This window comes from Ignavibacteria bacterium (assembly GCA_041649015.1).
In the GTDB taxonomy this organism is placed as follows: domain Bacteria; phylum Bacteroidota; class Ignavibacteria; order Tepidaquicellales; family Tepidaquicellaceae; genus CAIKZJ01.
The window spans coordinates 263,296-288,119 of record JBAZNU010000001.1; the positions used below are offsets into that span (position 1 = coordinate 263,296).

The 24,824-nt window shown below is 34.7% G+C and carries 25 protein-coding genes and 1 pseudogene; 9 read left to right on the forward strand and 17 right to left on the reverse strand.

What is annotated here, in order from left to right; genetic code table 11:
* Nucleotides 1–3: 3 nt before the first annotated feature.
* The 4 genes from WC644_01045 to WC644_01060 form a co-directional block, all read right to left on the reverse strand.
* Complete coding sequence (locus WC644_01045; protein MFA5010514.1) at nt 4–1,035, reverse strand: efflux RND transporter periplasmic adaptor subunit; 1,032 nt, start codon at nt 1,033–1,035, stop codon at nt 4–6.
* A gap of 9 nt (nt 1,036–1,044) precedes the next feature.
* Nucleotides 1,045–2,379, reverse strand: coding sequence for a TolC family protein (locus WC644_01050; GenBank protein MFA5010515.1), 1,335 nt, complete (start codon nt 2,377–2,379; stop codon nt 1,045–1,047).
* A 4-nt stretch (nt 2,380–2,383) separates the two neighbouring features.
* Complete coding sequence (locus WC644_01055) at nt 2,384–3,007, reverse strand: TetR/AcrR family transcriptional regulator (GenBank protein ID MFA5010516.1); 624 nt, start codon at nt 3,005–3,007, stop codon at nt 2,384–2,386.
* Nucleotides 3,008–3,177: 170 nt separating this feature from the next.
* Nucleotides 3,178–3,543, reverse strand: coding sequence for a cupin (locus WC644_01060; GenBank protein MFA5010517.1), 366 nt, complete (start codon nt 3,541–3,543; stop codon nt 3,178–3,180).
* Between the two features lie 130 nt (nt 3,544–3,673).
* Here WC644_01060 and WC644_01065 point away from each other — a divergent pair, with 130 nt between their 5' ends.
* On the forward strand, nt 3,674–4,015 hold the full coding sequence (locus WC644_01065; protein ID MFA5010518.1) for a (2Fe-2S) ferredoxin domain-containing protein: 342 nt from the start codon (nt 3,674–3,676) through the stop codon (nt 4,013–4,015).
* A gap of 17 nt (nt 4,016–4,032) precedes the next feature.
* On the opposite strand, the pseudogene WC644_01070 reads toward WC644_01065, so the two are convergent.
* A pseudogene (locus WC644_01070) lies at nt 4,033–4,161 on the reverse strand (dienelactone hydrolase family protein).
* Between the two features lie 89 nt (nt 4,162–4,250).
* Between WC644_01070 and WC644_01075 the strand changes: the two are divergent.
* Nucleotides 4,251–5,720, forward strand: coding sequence for a glycoside hydrolase family 130 protein (locus WC644_01075; GenBank protein ID MFA5010519.1), 1,470 nt, complete (start codon nt 4,251–4,253; stop codon nt 5,718–5,720).
* 7 nt (nt 5,721–5,727) lie between these two features.
* Here the strand turns inward: WC644_01075 and WC644_01080 are convergent, their stop codons facing one another.
* Nucleotides 5,728–7,968 (reverse strand): glycosyltransferase family 4 protein, encoded by a 2,241-nt coding sequence (locus WC644_01080; protein ID MFA5010520.1) that lies wholly within the window; start codon nt 7,966–7,968, stop codon nt 5,728–5,730.
* Nucleotides 7,969–8,294: 326 nt separating this feature from the next.
* On the opposite strand from WC644_01080, the gene WC644_01085 reads away from it, so the two are divergent.
* On the forward strand, nt 8,295–10,802 hold the full coding sequence (locus WC644_01085) for a pyruvate formate lyase family protein (protein MFA5010521.1): 2,508 nt from the start codon (nt 8,295–8,297) through the stop codon (nt 10,800–10,802).
* Nucleotides 10,774–11,718: a glycyl-radical enzyme activating protein gene (locus tag WC644_01090; protein ID MFA5010522.1), complete on the forward strand. Its 945-nt coding sequence runs from the start codon at nt 10,774–10,776 to the stop codon at nt 11,716–11,718. Before WC644_01085 ends, WC644_01090 begins: the two co-directional genes overlap by 29 nt.
* Nucleotides 11,719–12,454: 736 nt before the next feature.
* Here WC644_01090 and WC644_01095 read toward each other — a convergent pair.
* The 10 genes from WC644_01095 to WC644_01140 form a co-directional block, all read right to left on the reverse strand.
* Nucleotides 12,455–13,714: a HipA domain-containing protein gene (locus WC644_01095; protein MFA5010523.1), complete on the reverse strand. Its 1,260-nt coding sequence runs from the start codon at nt 13,712–13,714 to the stop codon at nt 12,455–12,457.
* On the reverse strand, nt 13,715–14,035 hold the full coding sequence (locus tag WC644_01100; GenBank protein MFA5010524.1) for a helix-turn-helix transcriptional regulator: 321 nt from the start codon (nt 14,033–14,035) through the stop codon (nt 13,715–13,717). It abuts the gene before it with no gap.
* Nucleotides 14,036–14,489: 454 nt separating this feature from the next.
* A complete protein-coding gene (locus WC644_01105) occupies nt 14,490–14,666 on the reverse strand; it encodes a hypothetical protein (protein MFA5010525.1) in 177 nt (58 codons plus the stop codon).
* A gap of 136 nt (nt 14,667–14,802) precedes the next feature.
* Nucleotides 14,803–15,336 (reverse strand): hypothetical protein, encoded by a 534-nt coding sequence (locus WC644_01110; protein ID MFA5010526.1) that lies wholly within the window; start codon nt 15,334–15,336, stop codon nt 14,803–14,805.
* Between the two features lie 194 nt (nt 15,337–15,530).
* Complete coding sequence (locus tag WC644_01115) at nt 15,531–16,262, reverse strand: hypothetical protein (GenBank protein ID MFA5010527.1); 732 nt, start codon at nt 16,260–16,262, stop codon at nt 15,531–15,533.
* A gap of 58 nt (nt 16,263–16,320) precedes the next feature.
* Nucleotides 16,321–16,776, reverse strand: coding sequence for a hypothetical protein (locus tag WC644_01120; GenBank protein MFA5010528.1), 456 nt, complete (start codon nt 16,774–16,776; stop codon nt 16,321–16,323).
* A 45-nt stretch (nt 16,777–16,821) separates the two neighbouring features.
* Nucleotides 16,822–17,436, reverse strand: coding sequence for a hypothetical protein (locus tag WC644_01125; protein MFA5010529.1), 615 nt, complete (start codon nt 17,434–17,436; stop codon nt 16,822–16,824).
* Nucleotides 17,437–17,454: 18 nt separating this feature from the next.
* Entirely contained in the window at nt 17,455–18,201 is a 747-nt protein-coding gene (locus WC644_01130; GenBank protein ID MFA5010530.1) for a hypothetical protein, read from the reverse strand.
* Between the two features lie 18 nt (nt 18,202–18,219).
* Nucleotides 18,220–19,479 carry an ATP-binding protein gene (locus tag WC644_01135; protein ID MFA5010531.1) on the reverse strand — a complete coding sequence of 420 codons (1,260 nt, stop codon included), beginning with the start codon at nt 19,477–19,479 and terminating at the stop codon, nt 18,220–18,222.
* A gap of 190 nt (nt 19,480–19,669) precedes the next feature.
* Nucleotides 19,670–20,659 (reverse strand): WYL domain-containing protein, encoded by a 990-nt coding sequence (locus tag WC644_01140; GenBank protein ID MFA5010532.1) that lies wholly within the window; start codon nt 20,657–20,659, stop codon nt 19,670–19,672.
* A 144-nt stretch (nt 20,660–20,803) separates the two neighbouring features.
* Here WC644_01140 and WC644_01145 point away from each other — a divergent pair, with 144 nt between their 5' ends.
* Nucleotides 20,804–21,220, forward strand: a complete 417-nt coding sequence (locus WC644_01145) for a hypothetical protein (GenBank protein MFA5010533.1) — start codon at nt 20,804–20,806, stop codon at nt 21,218–21,220.
* A 123-nt stretch (nt 21,221–21,343) separates the two neighbouring features.
* Here the strand turns inward: WC644_01145 and WC644_01150 are convergent, their stop codons facing one another.
* Nucleotides 21,344–22,858 carry a DUF2779 domain-containing protein gene (locus tag WC644_01150; GenBank protein ID MFA5010534.1) on the reverse strand — a complete coding sequence of 505 codons (1,515 nt, stop codon included), beginning with the start codon at nt 22,856–22,858 and terminating at the stop codon, nt 21,344–21,346.
* Nucleotides 22,859–23,013: 155 nt separating this feature from the next.
* Between WC644_01150 and WC644_01155 the strand changes: the two genes are divergently transcribed.
* The 4 genes from WC644_01155 (at nt 23,014) to WC644_01170 (ending at nt 24,753) form a co-directional block, all read left to right on the forward strand.
* Nucleotides 23,014–23,580, forward strand: a complete 567-nt coding sequence (locus WC644_01155; protein MFA5010535.1) for a hypothetical protein — start codon at nt 23,014–23,016, stop codon at nt 23,578–23,580.
* Between the two features lie 349 nt (nt 23,581–23,929).
* Nucleotides 23,930–24,133 carry a hypothetical protein gene (locus WC644_01160; GenBank protein ID MFA5010536.1) on the forward strand — a complete coding sequence of 68 codons (204 nt, stop codon included), beginning with the start codon at nt 23,930–23,932 and terminating at the stop codon, nt 24,131–24,133.
* A gap of 4 nt (nt 24,134–24,137) precedes the next feature.
* Nucleotides 24,138–24,437 carry a hypothetical protein gene (locus tag WC644_01165; protein MFA5010537.1) on the forward strand — a complete coding sequence of 100 codons (300 nt, stop codon included), beginning with the start codon at nt 24,138–24,140 and terminating at the stop codon, nt 24,435–24,437.
* A 70-nt stretch (nt 24,438–24,507) separates the two neighbouring features.
* Nucleotides 24,508–24,753, forward strand: coding sequence for a hypothetical protein (locus tag WC644_01170; protein ID MFA5010538.1), 246 nt, complete (start codon nt 24,508–24,510; stop codon nt 24,751–24,753).
* Nucleotides 24,754–24,824: the final 71 nt, after the last annotated feature.

The window sequence follows — 24,824 nt, forward strand, 5'->3', positions numbered from 1 at the left end:
GTTTTAATTAACCAGTGTTACTTTGTCGTTATCATTTAAGCCCTGAAAGCCTACGTTTATAAGCGTTTCGCCGATATTAAGACCCTCTTCAATCAGAACCATATTATCAGAACGTCCGCCAAGCTTTACAATACGTTTCTTTGCGATGTCGCCTTCAAGAACGAACACAAATTTTTCATCACCGTTATCAACAACATAATCCTGCTGCAGAACAACAGCATTATCAACACTCTTGTTCGTAAAAGTTATATTTGCCGACATCTCGGGTTTAAACTTACTTTCGGGATTGCTCATAACAAGTTCAATTTCAAAGGTTCTGTTTTGCGGACTCAATGAAGGTGAGACATAATCAATAACAGCTTCATACTCCTCATCGGGGAGAACGGGAAAAGTAACTTTGACCTTTTCGCCTCTTTTAACCTGAGTAACATATCTTTCGGGAACACCGCAGTTGATTTTTACTCTGGAAATATTGACAACATTGATAATAGGGGATCCGGAGGAGGTCATTTCACCTTTCTGCATGAACTTTGCGTCTACGATTCCCGAGATGGGGGATCTAACATAACCCTTATCGAGTCTAATCCTGTATAGTTCAACCGACTTTTCTGCGATTTCAAGCTGAAGTTTGGAGTTTGTATACTGCTGTTCGGTTGCAACTTCGTCATTAAAAAGGCGCTCTGTTCTCTGATAATTATCCTTTGCAAGTTCATACTGAGCGAGAGCCTGGAGATATGCTGCTTCGTCAGTATCCTTTTTAAGTTTTACGACAACCTCTCCGCGTCCGACTCTATCACCTTTATCTTTTGTAAGATAGACGATAAGTCCACCTTCTTCGGAAGAAAGTTTTGCGCTTTCATATGGTTTAACTATACCGCTAACCTTATAATTTTCCTCAAAATACTGACCCTGAATAACCGTAGTTTTAACTATAGGTAATTTTTTCTCTTCGGGTTTATTATTTTTATTTCTTCCGCATGAGCCAAAAGCAACCGCAATACTTAAGACCAATAATAATAATGAATATTTTTTCATATAATAAATTTATTTTCTTTCCAATAATTTTTCTAATTCTGCTTTAGCGTTGAGATATTCAACAATTGCACTATAGTATGACAGTCTTGAATTGCTCAGCTGAACACCGGCGTCTATGACATCTATTTGACTTACGACACCGTTTTTAAAGCTGAGAGCGGCGAGTTCATATCCGCGTTCCGCCATTGTTACTGTTTCGTATGTTGCTTTTATTTTATTTCGAGCCTCGTCCATTTTGAGAATTATACTTTGTGAAGTCAGTCGAAGTTTTTGTTTAACGTCAGAAATAGTTTCATCAGTCTTCTTAATGTCTATCTCCGTCTGCTGTTTCTTATAAGTATTTCTCAAGAAGTTTAAATCCCAGTTAAGACCGATACCGGCGTTTAAAACATTAAAGAACCTGTAACTTCCAATATTCTTTCCGTCGTTTTCCTGAGCCTGAAGGTTATACTGACCAAAAATATATAGTTTTGGGAGATAGTTTGCGTTATCAATATTAAGCAGCTGCTTATTAATATCCTGGTTAATTTTCAACTGCCTTATTGAGACGTTATTTTCTGAAATCTTATTAATTATTTCTTCTGTACTACCATAGACTTCGGTGCTGTCATATTCAAGAGATCCTGTAACATCAACGTCTATATTATCTTTGATACCTATAGCATTCTTTAGAATTTTTCTTGCAATTATAAGATTGTTTTCCGCTTCAACAACCGGAGGTTTTGAGTTTTCAACTGTTACTTTTGCTCTGAGAAAATCAAACTCTGTTGAAGTACCGTTGCGGTATTTCTTTTCAACGACATCATAATTTTCCTGTGCATTGACGAGGTTTTGCTTTCTTACAAACACGACTTCCTTCATAAAGAGAACATCGTTATAAGCCTGTTTAACATCAGCAACTACGTTTGCTTCTGCGGAATTAACATTTTCGTCCTGCAGAGCAGAATAATAATCGGCGATTCTAATGCCTTCAAATACGGGGGTACCAAGAACAGGAATAGGTTCACTTAGCTGGAAAGTGTTACTAAGTGTATTATCGGAACCTACTTCAAACCTTTGATTCATGCCACCGAAATCTATATCGAACACCTGTTTTTTAATTGCCCTGTTATACTGAGAGCTGAGGGTAATAGTCGGCAGGAGGCTTTCGTTATATACCTGTGATACTTTCTTTTCCGCTTTTAATTTATCATAAACTGCATTAACAAGCTCTGTGTTGTTGGACTTCGCGACGGCAATGGCTTCTTTCAGAGAATAGACCTTTACCTTGGTCGAATCCTGACCGAAAGAAATCCACGGGTACAGGGCTATAAAGGCAATTGTTATTAATATTTTATAATACATAGAATTATTTAAGATGTTTTTTCTGTTGACTGAAATACTTCTTTCTTCCCTTTTCGGTTATAATACCTTTCAGATGGAGTTCAAGAACATGTTTTAGTGCTTCTGCGGTCGAAAAATTGTTAACCATAAGAAACTTCGGGTTTACGACAGAGCTTATTGAGGCGCTGACAGAGACGATAACAATTTCGACGGGTATTTTTGTTATGTACTTTTCCCTGAATCCCTGTCTGAATAGTTTTTTAACGTAAAATATTATCTTTTCTTCCCTAAACGACTCAATTGAGGTCCACACATCGGGATAATGAATCTGCAAATCAGATATTGCTTTTTCTCCCAACTGAGTAAATTCGCAGGAATAATCCTCAAGAAGCCTGATAAACTTTGTCACGACATCAGTCTTACCGCGAACGATTTTATCAACTCTTTCGGTAGAAGATTCGAGCCAAAATTTAACAATTTCCCTAACCAGATTTTCCTTCGAGGGGAAATACCTGTAAATGGTTTTCTTGCTGATGTGCATAAGGGACGATAGTTCGTCCATTGATGTTTTGTACAGACCTGCTTCTCTGAATAATTTATCAGCAAACACCATAATTTTCTTTCTTTCGACGGGGCTATCTTTAACCATTTTGGAAACTATTATCGTTTATTTAGTTTCCAAATTAATAATGATAAGACAAAGAATCAAGTGATTTCTCCTTAACAAAAAACATTTTTGATGTTATATACGTAAAAAACCCAACATTGTTACGATGGGCTGATAACATCACTGTTATTATCTGTTAATTATATCGGGTACTATTTCGAGTCTCTATTCACATTATCAGGAGAGAAAGCAGGAATACATACTGCGACGTATTCAGCTCCTCCTGCATAGGGAGAACTATACTGCACCCACTCATTTTTTGAAACAAAAACTGCTTCTCCGGCTATAACATCAAATTCAGAAACCTTTGTTTTTATGTGAAGTGTCCCGCGTAATACGACAGTGTACTCATCGAAACCCGGAGTCTGACCGGGTTCACACCACGCTTCCGGACTATGCATATGAGCAATACTTATATTAGTATCTTTTGAACTGACTCTGCCGAAATACTCCTTTATTATTTTCTCTTTATTTCCTGCTGATTTAATCAATGCCGGACTGTCAATTTTTTTAATCATTGTTATGTCTTTTTGTTTTGCTGTGAAGAAAATAATTATTCAATCAGGGAATAGTAATTCAATAAGGATAAAGGATATTACATTTATTTTTAACGGCAGAACATATATTATTTTATAAAATAAACATAAGATGAGCAAGAAATTAAAGATAAAATTTGAAGAGCTTGGAATAGACAAAACACAAAAGCACATTTTTATTTGCTGCGATGCACAGGACGATAAATGCATAAAGAGAGAGGACGGGCAAAAATCATGGAAGTATTTAAAGAAAAGGCTTGCAGAGCTTAACCTTACGGGTAAAGGCGGCGTACAAAGAACAAAGGCAGACTGCTTCAGGATATGCGACAAAGGTCCGATTGTTGTAGTTTATCCCGAAGGAATCTGGTACCACTCATGCACGCCGAAAGTACTCGAAGAAATAATTCAAAAACACATAATCAAAGGCAAGCCTGTAAAAGAATATATTATATAGTTTAGTTGAATATTTCTTCAGAGATAGACTTCATAGTGAAGCCACGAGCGTTTATCAGCTTTATCATTGTATGCAGCGCCTTTTGAAGTTTTGTTACCCAAGACGGGATTTGTAACAGCACCTCTATAATTAATAAACTGCCAATCAAACCGTATAAAAGGAAAAAAGCATTAATAAAGAATATCCTTTAAGTTTAAGCAATGAACATATACATTTACAGAGAAAGGTTGTAATAATGAGAATAACAGTTAAGAGAAACAAGGAAAGGCTTTATCCAGATTCCAAAAGAGTAATAACTAGATTATTCAAGAACGGAGAAAAGAGAACAAAGTCTATTGTACAAAAAGTATTGGATTTTTCCGAGGCAGAAGCCAGTAACTCACTCAACGTTGTCTTAAGAGAATTTGCAAAACGCCACAGGAACATCACAAAAATATTCTTTAATAATTATATAAAAGTAATTCACTATGTAAATGAAGTAACCGGCAGTCAAAAGAAATTATCTTCAACAAAGAGGCTACTGATTGGTTCATACTTAACGATGGAATACTCAATCGAGTCAGCTGCTTTATTCAATCCATCAGTAGTGGAGCACCCGGACCAAAACGACCTTGAAGAAGGGCAGAAGCGCGTTATAATAAGCTTCAGGGCGACAGGGGAAAGCCACATATCATCGATAGTATTCAGAAGCGGAATAATAGACAGCAATTACAATTTGCACTTAGACCCGCCGGGCAAATACATCGGTGAAGCAGAAATAATCAAGAGACACATTTACAACAAAGAAGAATTTGCACTGATACTTAACGAGCACGGTGTTGTAAACGATATTTCTTCTGAAATACTGAGAAATCTCGGTGAATTTTTTTATTATTCAGACTTCAAGAAGGTGATAAAGAGCGCGCAGGAGACAAGGTCTCTAAACCTTGAACAGCAAAAGACACTTAAAGAAATGATGTGGCTGGCAAGGTCTCATTATGAAATTATTTTCTCACAGGATACTGATATATCAGAAAGAACCATCTTTCCAATTTCCAGCACAGAAAGCAACGGCATAGAGGACGCAAGGTTTGTACGGTTTACCGATGATGACGGAGAAACAATATATTATGCGACATACACAGCATACGACGGATACACAATTCTACCGAAACTTCTTGAGACAAGGGATTTCTATCATTTCATAAACCTACCGCTGCACGGTGAATGCACAAAGAACAAGAACTTTGCGCTTTTTCCAAAGAGAATTAACGGGCATTATACAATGCTTTCAAGGATTGACGGGATAAACCTCTACATAATGTTCTCTGACAGTATAACGTTGTGGGAAACAGCCCATCTGTTAAGGGAGCCTGTTTATAACTGGGAGCTAGTTAAAGTCGGGAATTGCGGCTCACCGATTGAAACACCGGAGGGATGGCTGGTTATCACGCATGGTGTCGGACAGATGAGAAAATACTCGATAGCAGCGATGCTGCTTGATTTGAATGACCCGACAAAAGTTATAGGAAGCCTTAAAGAGCCGCTGATAGTACCGAATGAAGATGAGCGAGAGGGATACGTACCGAACGTAGTTTACTCGTGCGGCTCGATGATACACAAAGACGTTCTTTTTATTCCATATGCAATTTCTGATTATGCTTCGAGCTTTGCAACGGTTGATTTGAGGACTTTGTTAAACAAATTAAAGGATGACAGTAAGTAAACTCAAATTACTTTTCATATTCATACTCAAGTTCGAATGCATTCAGAACAGTCAAATGAGAAACCAGATATGATATTGTACTTTCTGCACCCTGATTCCAGTTGAGACCATAGTCTTCGAGACCGTCATTACACCCGCCTGTTTCATAATCATAGACAGGAATACTGAGTTCGTTTTTTCCGAGAAACCACATATATGAGGTAAACATATCGTTAAGATATTTTTTATCTCTTGTCACCTTATACGCTTTTAAACAAAGCAAAATCATACCCATGACATCAATGCATTGCTGAGCATAATCGGCGCAGACACCTCCCTTTTTATACCAGCCATTGCTGCCAACGGGCTTCATGTATCCGTTTTTCATTATTACGCTTTCAAGAAACGCTGTTGATTCAACCGCAACTTCAATTATCTTTGCGTCCAAGAACATTTCGGAAGAATGAAAAAGTGCAAGAGGAATAATTGCATTATCATAAGTCAGTATATCGGTAAACCAATTCCAGATATCAGTTTTATTCAAATAATATTCATCAAGAAGTTTATTAGTCATTTCATAAACCATCTCTTTTGCGTTTTTATCTTCAGGAAACTTCTTGAGATAATATGACAATCCTATAATTGTGCTTGCAAGACCCCTTATTTCCTTCAGGTTATTAACATATCTAAGTGAGAGTTGAAAAATATCCAGGGCGGTTTTATGGTATGATTCATTTGGATAATTATTTATCATATAACCGAGCGCCCACATTGTTCGTCCAAAGCAATCATCTGAGCTGATATCATCAAGATAATTTCTGCTGAAGCTAAGAAAGTTTCTGAAAGAGCCGTTTTCATTCTGCATATAATGTATGAAGCTAAGATAAACAGGCATTAGCGAGCTCGCATCAGTGGTTCTCTTTTCGTGATGAGCCATAGCAAGCATTAAAAGAGCTCGAGAATTATCATCCAGACAATAGCCTTCTTTTAAATTAGGTACTCCGTATTTTGCATGCTGGACAATACCTGTATCATCGGAAAGCCTTTTGATATGAGACAGGTCAAAGTCAGGCAGCAGTAGAGGGTCAAGAATAGTACGCCTTTCTTTTTGTATAAAAGAATAATTACGAACTGCATTTTTTGCGACTTGAATATATTTTGCTCCAATCTTAGGCCATTTTAGTTTATGCCCGTATTCAGCTGCGGCTTCACGAAGATTCTCGATTTTGCTTTCATCGTTAAGAAAATCAAGAAGAATTTTCCCGAGTTGTTCATGATTATTAAAATCAAAAAGAACACCTCTTCCATCTGCAAGCAGCTCCTGTGCATGCCAGTAAGGAGTTGAAAAGACAGCTGCTCCGGCACCAACAGCGTACGACAGAGTTCCGCTTGTAATCTGAGCTTCGTTTAAATACGGAGTTATGTATATATCAGTAGCATAAAGATACTGCATGAGTAAGTCTTCCGACACAAAATTCTTATAGAAATAAACATAATCCTCAAGACCGAGTTCTTTAACGAGACGCATCAGGTACTCGCGGTACTCTTCACCGTACCTTGACAAAACTTTCGGGTGAGTATTTCCAAGAACTATGTAGAGAATATTTTTGTGTTTACTGACGACCTGAGGCAGGGCTTTAATAACCGTCTCAATACCTTTATTACGGCTTAACAGGCCGAAGGTAAAAAGAGCTTTTTTGTTTGTGAAGTTAAATTTTTCCCTGACGGTTTCTCGGTCATAGACTTTGCCCAATGAGACTCCATGCTCGATAATCTCTATTTTATCTTCGGGAATATGATAAACCTCAAGAAGGAATTTAACTGCTCTCTTACTCATTACGACGACTTTATAAGCTTTGCTACTCAACTCCTGAACGATAACTTTCTGAATGTGAGAAGGATCTCTTATAACTGTATGAAATGTAACTATCAATGGAATTTCAATACGGCTTACGAGCGATAGAACATAGACACCGCTCTCTCCTCCAAATATTCCAAACTCGTGTTCAAGAATACATGCATCTGCCCTGTTATTGTTTATAAACTTGGCAGCGCTTATGTAATCTCTCTGGCTGTTCTGATTAACGACAAAAGAAACTTCAGACGGATATTTATAATCCTGCTCACCGTCTGAGACTGCGATAACATAGAGGTTAGGATATAAATCAGAATAAGCAAAATTATCCGCAAGAGATTTTATCAGATTATGAGTGAATGTTCCAATACCACATTTCTGCGGTGGGTAAGTTCCAATAAATGCAAATTTCATAGTGGCTTCCTTTATAAACTTAGTAAAAATACACAGACATCACGGACTGAGAAAAGTGCAGCAGTAAAAAATGCAAACTATTAAAGCAATAATGATAAGCATTGAGAAGAAAACCTACTCATTACTTCCTTTCCCATTATATGTCCTTCAATAAGAACATAATAGACTTCTATTATAATATAAAACAAAAAGTTATTAAAATTAATTCTATGGTGCCATTGCTTTCAAATACTGTACCAAAAAACACCAGAAAAGGAAGGTATTAAATTTTGGATTTTCTAAATTTGTAAATAATAATTAAGTTATAGAAAATAATCCACAACATTATGGAAACAACTACAAAGCGAACTGAATACGAACTAAGGGAAATCAAAGGCATTCCTTCAACAAAGAGAATTGAATTAATGCGCAACAAGTATTTATCTGAGCCATTATACATTGATACGGAGTATATACAATTTTATACAGAGGCACACAAAAGAACAGACGGGCTGAATGTTCTGGAAAGAAGGGCTGAATGCAATTCATACGCGATAGAGAATTTAACGCCGGTAATAAAAGAGCACGAACCATTCGTTGGAAGTAAGACAAGATTTGTAAGAGGGGCAATCCCTTACTGCAACTACGCATCAGGTTATGTGCTTAGAGAATTCAATAAAGAAGAACATGAAGAACAGGACAAAGTAACCGATATAGGAACGGGAGGTGGAATAGCTAAATCTAAGGAGATGGCGTCATCGGGTGACTATGAATTCTTTGCAGGTAAGTTTCTTCTTGAAAAGCACGAGCGAAACATATTAAAAGACTGCGCTGCATACTGGCAGGGAAAGTGTATGCAGGATGTAGGTGATGACTTATGGAAAAAGGATTTTAAAGAAGCAGATTACATAGAGAAGGGCTGGAAAGCCGTACTTTATACTGCTCCGCACGACCCTGCACCCGAAGGAAGATATGTTCTCGATTTTGAAACAGCACTTTCTACGGGGTTGAGAGGTCTTATTAACCGGATGAAAGAGAAGATATCAGAATCTCATATAACAGATTATCATTCAGCCGAGAAAGTGTATTTCTGGAGAGCCGGGATAAGATCTCTTGAAGGGGTAATAAAATGGGCAAACAGATACGGACAAAAAGCATTTGAGCTTGCAAAAACCGAGAAGGATGAAACAAGAAAGATAGAACTGTTTAGGATTTCAGAAATCTGCAAGCACGTGCCGGAGTTCCCGCCACATGATTTCAGGGAAGCTATTCAGGCATTTTGGTTTATGTATCTTGCAGGGCATATAGAAGGAGCCCAGCTCGGATACAGTCCGGGAAGGTTTGACAGGTACATGTATCCGTACTACAAAAAAGATATTGATGCAAAAAAGATTAATAACAATGAAGTACTTGAACTACTTGAAGCACTTAGGATTAAAATGACAGAGATAGAATACGTTGCATCTTTTTCATGGGAAGGTCTGGGTTCTGGAAATCTTTACCAGAACATGATTCTCGGAGGGTTGAATGAAAACGGATTCAGAGCTGACAATGAACTTTCACTTCTAATATTGCAGTCTGCCATTAACTGCCAGACGACACAGCCGACTCTTTCAATATGGTATGACGATACGTTAAGCGAAGAATTTCTTTTAAAAGCAATTGAATGCGTTAAGACAGGATGCGGATTTCCTGCATGGTTCAACACAAAAGTATATATGCAGCACGAACTTGAAAAGACCGGACTTCCTGTATCGATAATAAGGAAGCATGCTGCGATGGGGGGGTGCACAGAACCAACACTTGAGGGAATGAGCTATGGCATTGTGCAGGCGGGTTTTATCAATCACATGAAGATATTCGAGATTGCGCTTAACGGAGGAAAAGATTTAAGAACAGGAATAGTTTTTGAAGCAACAAACATTCCGAAGACTTACGAAGAACTGAAGAAAGCATATCTGCATCATTTAAAGAATGCAATAAAGAACTGGCAGGAATACTGGAACTACGTAATGGCAGCACACAGACAGGTTTGCAACCTTATATATTCATCTGTCCTTATACGTGACTGCATAGAAAGAGGGACTTCGCTTGATGACGGAGGGGCGGTTAACAACAACACACCTACAACACTCTCAACAGGAATGGTAAACGTAGCAAATTCACTTTCAGCAGTAAAAGAAAATATAGAGAATAATAAAGTCTGCACGATGGATGAACTCAGAGACGCGCTTGCAAACAACTGGCAAAACTACGACAAACTTTACAGAAAATTTTACAACGCGCCTAAATGGGGAAACAATGACGATAAAGTTGATATAATATACAAGGAAATCTTTTATGAATACTGCAAGTATGTTTCTTCGCAGAAAAATTATCTTGGCAAACCTTACGACCCGTCGATGCTTGCGATAAGCACACACACACCGTTTGGCAAGGTATGCGGCGCTACTCCTGACGGCAGGCACGCTGGAGATTCTTTGGCAGACGGAGTTACATCACCATACCCGGGTACGGATACAAACGGACCGATATCGGTTCTTTTATCAGCAGGAAAAATTGACCACACGAAAATACGCGGCGGTCTCCATAATATGAAGCTGCATCCCGCAGCTGTAAAGGGAATACAGGGTTCGAAGAAATTACTGTCGCTTATAAAATCATACTTTCAGTATCCTGCTTTTCAGATACAGTTTAATATAGTTGACAGCAGAATGCTTAAAGATGCACAGGAACATCCCGATAATTATAGAGACCTTATAGTACGCGTTGCAGGATTCAGTGCATTCTTTGTAGAGTTGAGCAAATCAATACAAGACCAGATAATTGAAAGAACAGAGCATGGGTTTGAATAAACCCGGGGGTGTTATATTCGACATACAGGAATTTTCGCTTCAAGACGGCGAAGGAATACGCACAACAGTTTTTTTAAAAGGCTGCCCGTTAGTCTGCCTATGGTGTTCAAACCCTGAGGGACAGAGTTTCCATCCCGAATTACTATGCAATTTTTCAAGACTCAAAGAACACAAGGAATTTGAGAACATCTGTGATAAAGGAGCGATTTCAAAAGATGTTGAAGGAAAACCATACATCAAAAGAGAAATATGTAAAGTTTGCACAGATAGAGTATGCATAGAAAACACCATGAGAACAGAGCTTCGGCTTACAGGACAAAGAATGTCCGCAGAGGAAGTATTCAACAAGATAAAATCGTATGAAGTTTTTTACAAAAACTCAAACGGAGGAGTAACGCTTTCGGGCGGAGAGCCGCTTGCACAGCATGAATTCGCAAGGAATTTAATTGACCTCTGCATTGAGAACGGCATAACAATAGGAGTCGAGACTTGCGGATATTTCGAGTGGGAGAACGTGAAAGATTTCATTCACAAGTTTACTTTTATTTATTATGACATAAAACTGCTTGACCCGATTCAGCACGAGCGGATGACGGGAAGGAGTAACAAAATAATTGTAGAGAATCTGAAAAAACTTGCGGGAGTTGTACCGGAAAAAATAACAGTAACTATCCCCCTCATAAAAGAAATAAACTCTTCGCATGATTTGATGAATGAGATTGCCGTACTGTGCAAAGAATTAAAAATTACCAGAGTGAGGCTGCTTCCCTATCATGCAATGGGTACGGCAAAATACGAGAAGCTGGAAAAGCCATATAAACTTCATTACGCGGCTGCCCCTGATTATTCAGAGATTGAAGAAATCAAAAAGATATATAACGATATGGGTTTAGAGTGTTTTATTTCAGTAGATTAGATACAATTACTGAGCACCCTTTTCCATTCTCTCAAGATACCAGTTAAATGTGGCACCGTCAGAATATTTTGACTATGACCCTGAGGATTATTTGAATTGCTAAAAATGGATTAACCATCCAGGAAGTTGCATATCTTTTAGGACATGACAGCGTACAATCTACCGAAAGATTTTACACGGATGTCATTTCAGATAATGTAAGAAAAAAATCAATAATCATTGACAGGATAGACGGAAATGGTATCAAAATGGTATCAAAATACATTTACCCAAAACAAAAAGCCCTGTAACTACTATATTTTACAGGGCTTTATCGTCGTACACTCGAGGGGACTCGAACCCCTGACCCGCTGATTAAGAGAAATGGATGGGAAATAAAAACAGCGAAATATAGCTGTTTTTGAGGTTTTTTACTCTCCAATTTACCCAAAATGAACCCATTTTGGTAAAAAATGCTGACAAAAGTGCTGACACTTTTGAGCAAAAATATTGCGATTTTGATTAAATTTTGAGGGTGCGTCCTAATGAAAATTTTAAGGAGGACAATTATAAATAAAACTATGTAAAATCAATATTAAGTTTTTTAATTTTTAACTTTTATCATTTAATTGATTCTTTTTCTGTCAGTAATGTCTTATGGCAGAAGATTAGAATTAATAAATTTTTAATGGTATGTAAAAATACCTCGGAGTAATTTTCTTTAAAATTTCTTAACCAAATTAAATCCTTTTATCAACTAATCACATAGAAAAGATTTAGACATATATTCTTGCTCGTCTTTTGCCACCTTATATTTTTTCGCTAATGAATTCCAATTCTTAATTTCTTTTTTTATTGAGAAGATAATTTCTTTTGCTCTTGCTGATTTTATTCTGAAATTATTAGCAACACTTAGAGCTAAATCTATATCAAGAGAATTATCGGTTTCTGATATATTTAATTTTAATCCTGTTCCTTCTGGATTTGGATTGACATCATATGCAGGTGATAAAGTCCAACCAGCTGGAGTTAATAGAAACCCATGATTTCTAAGATGATCATCCGTATTTTTAACACAAATATTAAATACTATTCTTTTCCATATTTCTTCAAGATCGGCAGTTGTATTACTCCCATTTCTAATTAGAAATTCTACGATTTCCAAATAACTAACACCTTCTTCGTGGTCAGTATATCCCAGCATTGTCATCGCAGAAGCAAAATGTATTCTTTTTCCATCTTCGTCTCTATCAAATCTTTTTGTAAAATAAGTATGACCGTTACCGGTAAATTTTTTAACCATTCCTGTTGCGACATTTATACCGGATTTTGAAGCTATGACATTTGTTATCATTTCCCATAAACCTTTGTCAATCTCATCTTTCGTACTTGGAAATTTTGCAATCCATAAATGTTTCTTTTCATCTAAAACACTTGCTTTAGGTCTGGCTCCCCCCAACGAAGACCCGGGTGCTATTAACAAGTTCAGCCATTTCATATACATAGGGTCTTCACTAATATTCTCTTTTTCGAGTTGCAAACTAGCATATTCTAAATCTCTGATGTCAGCCCAGGGTGGAGCAGCCATTTCTTTATTATCGTTTAAGAATGGTCCATCATTATTATCTTTAAATCTTAATGCTCCCATTCTATGACTATCATATACACCAAGAAGAAAATCTGATTCCAATAAAGTTTTTTGGACTCTTTTCTCCAATTTAGCTAAGGCTGCTTCACGTCTAATCATTAATACTCTTCCCCATCTATCAGGTGATGAATCTAAAAAGACTCCGAAATTATCTTTTTCATCTCTTAAATATTGAGGTCCGCTAAAGAATTGCAAATCAGGATCGAGTGTTTGTGAACTACCTGATTTTAACCATTCTTTATCATATTCAAATGAAAAAATCTCTTTGCCTGAGATAACGACATTTAATATTCCCATTAATTTGGGTTTATCTAATTCTTTCCAATCAGCATATACGAATATTTGTTTTCTACTTTCCTTGCGTGCCATTTATTTTGTTTTTAATTTAGGAGCTCTTTTCTTTTCTAAAATTTTTGCATCTTGTAATTTTCTTCCAAGATTATCATCTTCCGCGACTTTTATCAAATCCTTTTCTAATCCTAATACAAAAAGTACTTGGGCATATGCCCCCATTGAAACACTTGGCAAACCTTTTTCGATTTGCCATAATGTAACTCTATTAATACCTGCTCTCTCAGCAACCTGAGTTGTACTTAGCTTTCTTCTTAATCTAGCTAGCTTTATTTTTATTCCCAGATCAATTAAAATTTTAACAACCGAAAGGGATAATATTGAATTTTCCTTTTTCATAATGCTTATTTATTTAAATAAATATCGTTATTTTGTTTAATATAATCAACATTATAAATAAATATGTTTGAATTGAGCCGGGATTCTGTTTGTTATATTATTTAAAAAAAGGGGGGTCCTAATGTTCTTATCAAGAAGAAATCAAGGAATTTATTATCTTAATTATTTTGCACTTATTGGTTTCCTTTAATGCTCCAATTTCACCCTAAATGGTATTAAAATGGTATCAAAATTTCTTGAACAGATTTCGATATTCTAAATTATCGTCTTTATAAATCTCACCACATGCAGGGCATTTCTTTCCATCACCTTCACCGCATTCATCACAGAAAACTTGTAAGTCATTTTTACAACGATAGACCGGGAATCTCACAGATTCATTTTCGCTTTCTCTACCGCAATGTAGACAAACTTTTAACCAGTAAATCATAATAAATAAAATCTATAATTCAAACTATTTCTTAATATAAGCATTCAATCCAATCACTAAATTCTTACCGTCAATCATAACATCGGTTGCTACGTTTCCATGGGTAGTTGCTACTACTAATGTTTTTCCTGATGCACTCGGTGTCGGCTCTTGCATATCAATTGCGATGATTAACTTTCCATTTTCTATTTTTGCTTCCATCTCTTTATACCTCTTTTATAAGTTAACATAATGTGAAAGATTCGCATTAAATATGCAAGTTAATATTTCGTTGACTTTAGTTATCCACTACAAGCTAAGAACAAATGAAAATAGATTACACTAACTAATGTATCAATTAACCAATACCTTCATATTTAGAATATTTATTTTTCCTATATTCCCTTAAATATCTTCTCACAAAATCCACGATACGTTTTCCTTCAACATGAAAACTGAAATCATCAAAGCATGACAGAAAGTCGCAGATAGCAATAGTCCTGAACTCCTTTTTAACAGACAATAAATTAAACACGAAGTGAATTTCTTCGTTAACAGACCAAATATATCTCTGTGGTATATCTGAAAATGTTTTACGATTAAAACGAGGAAGGGGAAACTCGGTTCTGCAGCCAAAATGTATTTTGTCTCTGCTGTATACCCTTATATAAGGAGCATATAAATTTTTTCTCAGCATGTTTGCAAAATAACAAACAGCACAATCGTAAAAGCCGAAAGTTTCTACATAATAAGGGAGTATGATCACTCCATCCGCATCTTCAAATAACTCGGTTTCTAAAATGTTCTCATTTTTAGCGAGGTTTTCGAATAAATTTGTAACTTTACGGCTAGTAAATATTGGTTCGTACGTTGGATCTCCGGCTAATTCCATTTTTATTTTCCTTTCGTTTAATTAAAAACGTATTAATAAGTTTCTATTAAACGAAATTTTCAGGGGTAAAATAATTTGGTTACTTTCTTATATAAGCATTCAACCCAATCACAAGATTCTTTCCATCTATGACCACATCAGTTTTTACGTTTCCGTGAGTGGTTGCCACTACTAAAGTTTTTCCTGATAAATAATTATTCAAGTTCCGCAAAATCTTCAAACCATTCTTTCTCAACAACCTCGTCAAAATTATTTTCTAATTTGCCACTATATGGCTCGTCAGATTGTATTTGACCAAAACAAGTATATTTCCCGTTATGATTATTTTTCGAATAATATCCATAATCTTTACCATATTCCTTCTGTATTCTACTTACAAGATGACTAATTAATTTGGCCTCAAAAGTTTTTAGATATTTTTCATACTCTTTATCTGATTGATTCTCCAGTTTATCTATATTTACAAACGCAAACTTTAATTTACCTAAAAAATATTTTCTATGATTATCTATTTCTTTATTTGTCTTATCTATATCTTTACCTTCGTAATATTTCCCGCTATACAAATGTTTATCAGTTATAATGTAATAAACTCCTTTGTTGTCTAAATCGTCGTAGCAACCTGGCCTGAAATATTCGTAAATATTTTTACCATTCATATTCTTTAAAACATAAGTAGAGAAATATTCCCTTTTGGATTTTGAATAATCTGAATTTTTATAGGCATCATAATAATCCATTAGTCTTCCGTATATGCCTTGTTCGTCTTCTCTTTTTGTTGCTGTGCCGACATAAATAATTCTTTTTTTCTTTGATCCTTCGACTTCTAAAAAATGAAGGTAAATACCTCCGTCTTTTATTCCCTCTATATCTTGAAAATTAGCAAGATCTTCTAAGGGGAACACCCCTTTCCATTTCAATTCCATAATTAGTAGTATAATATTATAATATAATGTATAATTTGTAAACGTTAAAGTGAAGATGTTATTTACTGTTTATTATCCTCTCAATTAAACTATGATCAATATTAATTAGATTTGCAAATAATTGTACATATTCCTTCTTAGGAAGTGTATTTGCAGTACTCTTATCTAGAACACAACACTCAAACTGAACTTCTTGTATAGTGTCTTTTTGTGAATATTCCAATAACGTGTTCCTTGCCTTCTCGCTAATTGGAACAAGATTAGCAAAAGAATTAACTTCGTAGGTTACGTTTATTGTAGCATTAGACTCTACTAGCATGATGAATCCTTTGATCAATACAAAATATAAATTATCCTTGTTAATACCACCATATACATTAAATACATTAAAAAGATTCTTCAGTTTCTTTCCTTCCTCAGTATCATTTAAATATTTAAAGTGATCATCAATATTATTTGATGATATATCAATTAATTCGCCTGCTGGTGTAATCCAGTATTTTTGTTCAGACATAATGTTTATTTAATAATTTAATTTTTAAGGAATATTTAATTCAACTCATATGATTACAAATCCAACCCTGGTATTACAATATCTTAATCCCATCTTAAATGCATCTTGGGATTTTGATAATATTGTAATGTTTTTATCTTTTGTTCTATTAAGTATCTCAGCTATATATTCATCTTTAAGACCATTATATTCATCAATAATCATTAAGAATCTTAATACATTCGGCTCTAGAGTATTTAGTTTATCTATATCGTGATAAATAAGGTTCATACCATATTCGGGTTTATTAAAATTGCAGTACTTTATTTCTATAATACATTGTAATGAGCCTAGCATCTTTTCCGGATTATCCCAGAGATAGTTATAATCTACATTATGAATTGAAAGATCAGCAATAAAACTATGATTATAATTATATGCACGAAGTTCTGAATGAACCGTATAATTGCCGTTAAAATCTTTGAGAAGTTCTAATTCAAGAAAGCCTCCAAATTTAACTTTAATGTCATCCTCCGTTTTTAAATATTGATTAATCCCATCATCTATAGATTTAATTTTTAAATATGCAGGATTGCTGGCAATACCGTATTTGTTAATAAGAAACTCATCATTGTAATATTGATATTTTGCAACAATGTATTCTTTGTTTAATTCTTTCATTTATATATGTTTATATTTTTAATTATTAATAAAGTTACCATCTAAAATATTATAACTTAATTGAAGCTTTCCGAGAATAACTATTTCTTCATTTCGATAATAATCATCTGTCATATACTTATCAATTTCGAAGAAAACATCCCGCATCAGTAGAGCACTTCCATTATCTGAAAACCCTTTAAATGGATATTCATATTTTATTATTTCTGCCTCTCCATTCACTACTATCTTGTCAAATAGATTTCCACTAAAATTCACCCATATACTATAAAGCTCATAATTATATGGCATTGATGCATAATAGTATCTCTCTGGCAGATTATCATCAAAAAAATCAAAATCAACAATACTCTTACCTGATTCATAAGCATTTTTAGCGATATCGTACTTAAATATATTGTTTTTATAAAATTCTTGTTCCTCATCATGATCATGTTCCTGGCAAAATTCGTTGTAGTCCAATCCGTTTTTATTAAAATAATCTTTGACCTTTATTCTGTCTTCATATCCATTTATAAGTAAAATATTATCATTTCTTTTCAAGCCCTTACTAAAAGTTTTTAACATAAACTCATAAAATTTTAGTGCAGATTCATTAACTGAAGCAATATCTCTATTCAGGATTCTTAATATATCTTCACAAACACCTTTTCCATTAAACGGGAGCCTGTTAAACACGAAAGAGTATTCAGAATTACTTCTTATTCCGCCCAATATATCATTCAGTTGAGCAATAGGGAATTCTCTAATAATGTCATATTTCATAAATATATCTGCTTATTATCAATTCCCAAATCCAAAGTTCTTATTCTCTTTAACCTGCGATTTATAGAACCCTTTATAATTTCTTTTTAAATATTCAATCAAGTTATCTTTGGAAAACATAGTATTTATGTCTTTAATTATCTTCAGCTGTTTAACTAGATTCACAATGTAAGCACCTGAAACTTTATTGCTTTCAAGAAAATCGAAAGCCTCTTCATTAAACAGATTAATTATATCTTCGTCCTGGGTTCTATTCTCTATCAATTTCAAATAAAACCTTCTCTCAAAATCACCGAAATCTATAACTTCGTCAAACCTTCCTGGTCTTGATGCGGCGAAATCGACTAATTTTTTGTCATTTGTGGTGGCGATGAGAAATACTTTGTTTTCAAGTATACCGTCAAGTTCTGTAAGAAAATCGCTTAAGGTTTTTCTACCATAACCTTCTTCTCTTTTACCAAACAACAAATCTATGTCATCAATACAAATAATTGCGGGTTTAAACAATTTTGCAAAATCAAACATTAACCATTCCGCACCTTCCATTTTCTTAGGGATAATCACAGTTCCATATTTAGAACATTCTTCAATTACACTTCTGATAACTTCAGTTTTACCAAGGCCGGGTCTCCCGGAAAGCAAATATCTTAATGGAAAATTATATTGATGATAATTTTTAAAAGTATGTATGAATCTGCTTATATCAATTTTGATATTTTCATTGATGAATACATTATTAATGTTACTGCTTGGGGGTACAATTTTATCCACTTTAAGATTACTGATTTCCTGAATCACTCCATTAAATGAAATATTGAGGCAGCCCGTTTTATATTTTGAAGTATTTCGAAAAGCTAATTCTAGTAGTTTACGTCCTATATTGTCGTCCGGGATACTATCCTCTTCATACGTATAGTTCAAAATATAATGCAAACAATCATTTCTATCCTTCTGAATCTGAAAAGATATAAGGTAGTAAACATCGATAAATTCTAATTCAACATATACATCGTCAGTTACCATATTATAATAACGACCTTCTCTAAATTTTGTTATTTTATGAAACCCATAACGCCCAACAGAGAATATTTTATACACATTGATTCCGGGAATAGAAATTAATTCCTGATGAATGTTAATTAATAATTTCAAGATTTCCTGATAATAAAACTTATTGTATTCCTGGTTAATTGGCTGAGATGATATTTCGAGTTTTTTGTGTAAATGGACTTTGCCGGTTCCGTTCACGTATGCTGTTCCGCTTTCTGTTTTATCCATATTATTATTTATTATATACTAATATGTAAACTATAGCAGGACATATGGTGTCCCGGTATAAATAAATTAAGAATATATCTTAGAAATGTTTATAAGAATTGTAGAATATATTAATAATTGATGTTTAACGATATATATGAAATGCTAAAACCTTGTTTTAATCTGTTTTATTACATTAATCTCTTTACTGTTACTTGTAGTTTTTCAATGCTTCTTTTAACTCTTTTATCATATCCTCCCTGAACTCTTTCGGACTTATAACTTCGCAATCCCTTCCTAATGAAAGAACAAAGAAAGATAAATCGGTTAAATTGTTAACTTTATACTCAAGAATAATCGACCCGTCTTTTTGTTCTGTTATTTTCTCTGAAATGTGCCCCTTCTTTTCCTTTACGTACCTTACGGACTCATTCATTATTTTCAGCTTAACGTTGTATAGTTTGTCGCTCTCAAAAATACCAAAACTGTTCTCAAAATACCTTTCTATGCTAAAGTCATCAGGCACGTCAAAATACTGGTTTGTCAGTTTTATTTCCTTAATTCTGCTTAACGCAAAAACCTTAATTTTCTTTGCTTTATGGCAGTATCCTATTAAATACCAGTTGCCGTTAAAGTTTTTTAAATGATAAATATCTATTAACCTCTCGGAAACTGCACCGCTGTATCCGGTCATATACGTCATCTTGCACCTTATGTTCTCCCTCAAACCCCTCTCACATACGTTCATTACTTCTTCAGAAACATACCTTACCGGACCCACATAAAAACTAAGAATTTTATCTATATCATTTATATTAACTGAAAGCTTTCCCTCAAATATATTCTCAATTTTTCTGTAAAAATTCTTGAAATACTTGCTGTAAGGAGTGTTCTTATACTGCTCAAGCACTTTCTCCGTAACTGCCACCGCCAGAAAATCGCTTGCATCAACCGTTAAAGGGTTCAGATTGAATCTGTCATCTGTATAATAGAACCCTCTGCGCAGTTTGTCAAACTCAATCGGAGCATTATGCTCAAACTTCATGTATTCAATGTCCCGCTGTATTGTCTTTGTGGATACGCTCAGACTCCTCGCCAGTCTTTCCTTATTCGGAAACCTACCCGCTTTTATCTCCCTGTTAATAACCGCTATTCTTGCCAGCAGTTCTTTGCCGACCAGTGTCTTATTTTGCTTTGCCATGAGTTAGATGATTATATTATGTTTGTTCCAATTCTAAATTAATTATTAGTTATTTTAAAATAAACACATTACAGGGACATTGTTTGTCACCCCGTCTGTTATATTTATATAAATATATTTCTAATAACATAAATATTAAGAAATATGACGGGACAAAAATATTGGATTACACCAAAAGGTGATTTAATTGATATTTCATCAATAAATATTGAAGACCACTATAAATATATAAATGACACTGAGGAAGGAAAGAAACTGATGCGTCTTTTTAATGTATTTTATCCGTATGGTGGAATTAACAAGGATAACTTGTATTTCTTACTTATCAAAGGATTCATAATGGCAGAAAAGATTAATACAACACTTTACGTAACCTATGGCGTTAGAACTTCTGCAGATAATGTTCCTGTCAGCAAAAAGACAGCGAACACGTTGTTGGAATATTTGTTAAAAGACACAATTAAGGAAGTTTACTTTAAGTGTTGTGTTCTAGACAAGGGTATTACAAAAACACTTCCAAAAATGGAATATGCCCAAATATTTACTAATCTCGAAAGTTGATACAAGACATTGTAAGGTTGCTGAATATGTTGGTTTTAAAACAAAAAACTCCGGGAAATTCAGACCAGTGCTATTATCATATCTGATTAACAGCGCTCTGGATTTCCCGGATTCATAAGAAACTTAATACATTTTATTTGAAAGTTCAGTTGTACTTTCAATCATCAACTCCTCTAATATCACTGCCATTCCCCATGTATCTCTTTTACAATATTCCAAAAGATTTTTTCTTATTTTACTTTTCTCTTCCTCATCGCTTAAGGAAGACATCCTTAAATATTCCATCCCTGCAGCACTGCCTTCCTGTATCTCTAAATTCTCGTATGTGTAATCCGGATTAATCGCGGGCAGGACTTTCTTAATAGAATAACCGCCTTTCATCTCAGGTTTGTAATATGATTTATTCCGAAACGGAACCATTAGGTCGGCAATCCTCGGAAGCATTTTATTCACTCCTTCCTCATACTCCGGAAAATCTCTTGCAATCTCTTTTAATCTCTGTATCTCAAAACTTGCATTATAAACTAATATCGTCCCTTTATTACCCGCATCCCTTAAAAGATTTTCAATGAACTCTCTCCTTGGGTCGCTCTTACCGTCCCCCAAAAACTCATAATGTACTGCATCTCCTTCCCTGCTGTCTTTGCGAAACATCGAATACTGAAAACCAATCTGCTGATACGGTCTTGAATTATCAAACATGGGCACTGCATACTGAATCGTCTCAAAATCCATGAAGTACATAGGGTAGGAAAGTCCATCAAGAAAACTTTTTATTTCATTCCTGTCAATATAATTCTTGTTCTGAAGAAAACACTCCCTCTCAATCGCCTGTGCTGTTGTCAAGGGAAAGTCATTGGGAATATCTTTTATTTCGGTGATGCCGTTTCTGTAAAGTTCAAACGCTTTCTTACTTATCCTGCTTAAATCAAAAAGAGAATACTCGGGTATATGTTTCCAGCAGTGTCCTTTAAATTCACACTCAAACGGATAATCGCATTGTTCTCCAATATCAATCTCAGGTATATTTTTTCCGGCGAGCACTTCCTTGAACCTTGTAATATTAGTATCCACGAAATCCTGAATCGGTACCACCTGCTCCTTTACAGACTCAATAGTAAATAACTGCTGAACATCTATCTCTCCTTGCCTGACATACTGATTGTTAATATAAACAATAGAAATATCATCAATATCAATCCCGCATTTACTTATAACAAAATACTGTATCGCAGTATCGTTAATCTGATATTCCTCAATCTTAGTAGAACTCTTTACTTCATAAACTTTCCATTTGTTCTCATTCTTTGTCATTATATCCGCTATCACAAGCACACCTTCAAACTGAAATGCAGCTTCGTATATCACATCCTTTCCTTCCCTGATAGCACTTGCTGTAAGCTCAACTGATTTCTGCCCGCTATTTGTTACCCCAAACCCGCAGTCAACACCGCCTGTAAAAAGCTGCTGAGCCAATTCACCAACTTCATGCCCCGTTCTAAACACCTGCTCCCTGCTTGCCGGTATCTCATCCTTTAGTTCGGGATTATACTTATTTAGATAAAGTGACTTCTCGCACTGAAGCCCCTTTGTAAACGTTGATTTCGATAACACGTGAAATGGGAGTTCCTTGTTCATAATTGATATTTTTTACTATTAATTTAACTAATTAGTTTAATAAAAAATAATTATATTCTATTACTACTAATAAAATTATTAAATTAATATGTTTACATTATTTATAATGTTAGATTTAATAATGTGGAAGTTTAAAGTAAATATTTTTAATTGACATGAAAGATTACATAAAATACTATGATTTAGAAAAATATTTGTTCGATGAAGTTTATAAGAATTATCATAAAAGCAAAAAATTAAATACATTTGAATTTTTTGCTATTGTAATATGGAAAGCAAACCGGGCGAAATCAAAGACAGCAAAACGTCTTCTGAAATTACACCAAGAACGAAATCATAACACAGATTTAGGTAAATGTGTTGAAGAAATAACAAGCAAAGTATATTCCGCAAAAACACATAAAGAAAGAATGAGAATACTATATGAAGAGTATGAATTTAAACTTCCTATGGCTTCAGCTATTTTGACTGTGCTTTATCCAAAAGACTTTACGGTTTACGATGTAAGGGTATGTGAAATACTTAAAAACGATAAGAATATAAATAACCTTTCAAATTTTGATAATGTATGGAAAGGATACCAAGAGTTTGTTGAAGATGTAAAGAGCTCTACAAAGGAAAAACTATCTTTAAGAGATAAAGATAAAGCATTATGGGGTAAGTCATTTTATAATCAATTAATACAGGATATAAAGGAAAATTTTCCCAAACGAACTAATTAAATAAAATTTCTCTAATATAAATTTATATATTTCTCGACCTAACTCTTTTACTTAATTATACAAAGCTAAGAATAATTGTAATTATAACTACTATCGATACTATCATAAAATAGAATTTATTGTCCGCCATAAAATTATTGTTGTTTATATAATTTCGGGATTGAATATATTTACTTTCATCTTGTCTCTGGAAATTGCATGTTATTAATACCCTTTCTCATAGACTCAATCTTATATATCATAATATATTACAATCCTCCTGTTTTTTGGAAAAATATCTTCTGCGGGACAAACTTTTTCTGGTATAATATACATACAAAACTAATTATCCAGAAAGGAGCTATTAAGAATGTATTCACCAAAAATCAACCCCGAATTGATCTCTCCGCTTTACCACGCGGCAAAAAGCAGGGGAATACCAATGACAAAGCTGGTAAACCAGATTATTTACGAGCACCTTGAGTCTCTCCCGGTGCCAGAGCCGGAGCCTCAGGAGAAAGTCATCCCGATGGGGTTTAACCCTAATGATGCAGTTGCAAAGGAGGCGGTATAGTCAAATGAATAAATACACCGTACGTATTCCTTATTCGTATTCGAGATACGGCACACTAACAGCTACTGTTTATGCCGAAGATGAGGACGAATGTTCTGACCTTCTATACGAATGCGAAAACAGGTACAGCGAAGATTACGACGACGGGGATAATGACGGAGATACTACTTATGAGTATTCTGATGCGGAAATCGAGCTTGACGAAGAAGACGTTGTATCTCCCAATGAAATAAACAGTGTTTCAAAAATAGATTATGATTTAGCATTACCCTGCAGATTTATAGAAGATTTAGTTCTGATATAAATCAGCAAAGCAGTTTATTAAAACCAAAACAACCTAAAAACCAATTAAACGTAAAAGAAAGGAATCCATCATGGCATGGGAATCAAACGGCAGTACAGAACAAAAAACGTCTGTATATTGCAACGGTAAATCGTACGACATCACAGGTCTCTATGGTCTTGGACTTGTGGAGAAATTGAAATCAGTAGCCAGAGAAAACGGCATCAGTAAGTTTGATATTTTCGACAGCACAAACAGAACATTGTCACCCGGAGAAATCGAATCAGGCTCTTTCAATGGTGATTTGAACCTGGTAAGATTCAATGTAGCGGCATAAACCCACCTAATCTATTTTAAAGAACACATTTACTTTACCCTTTAAGTAAATACAAGCAATACAAACGGGGA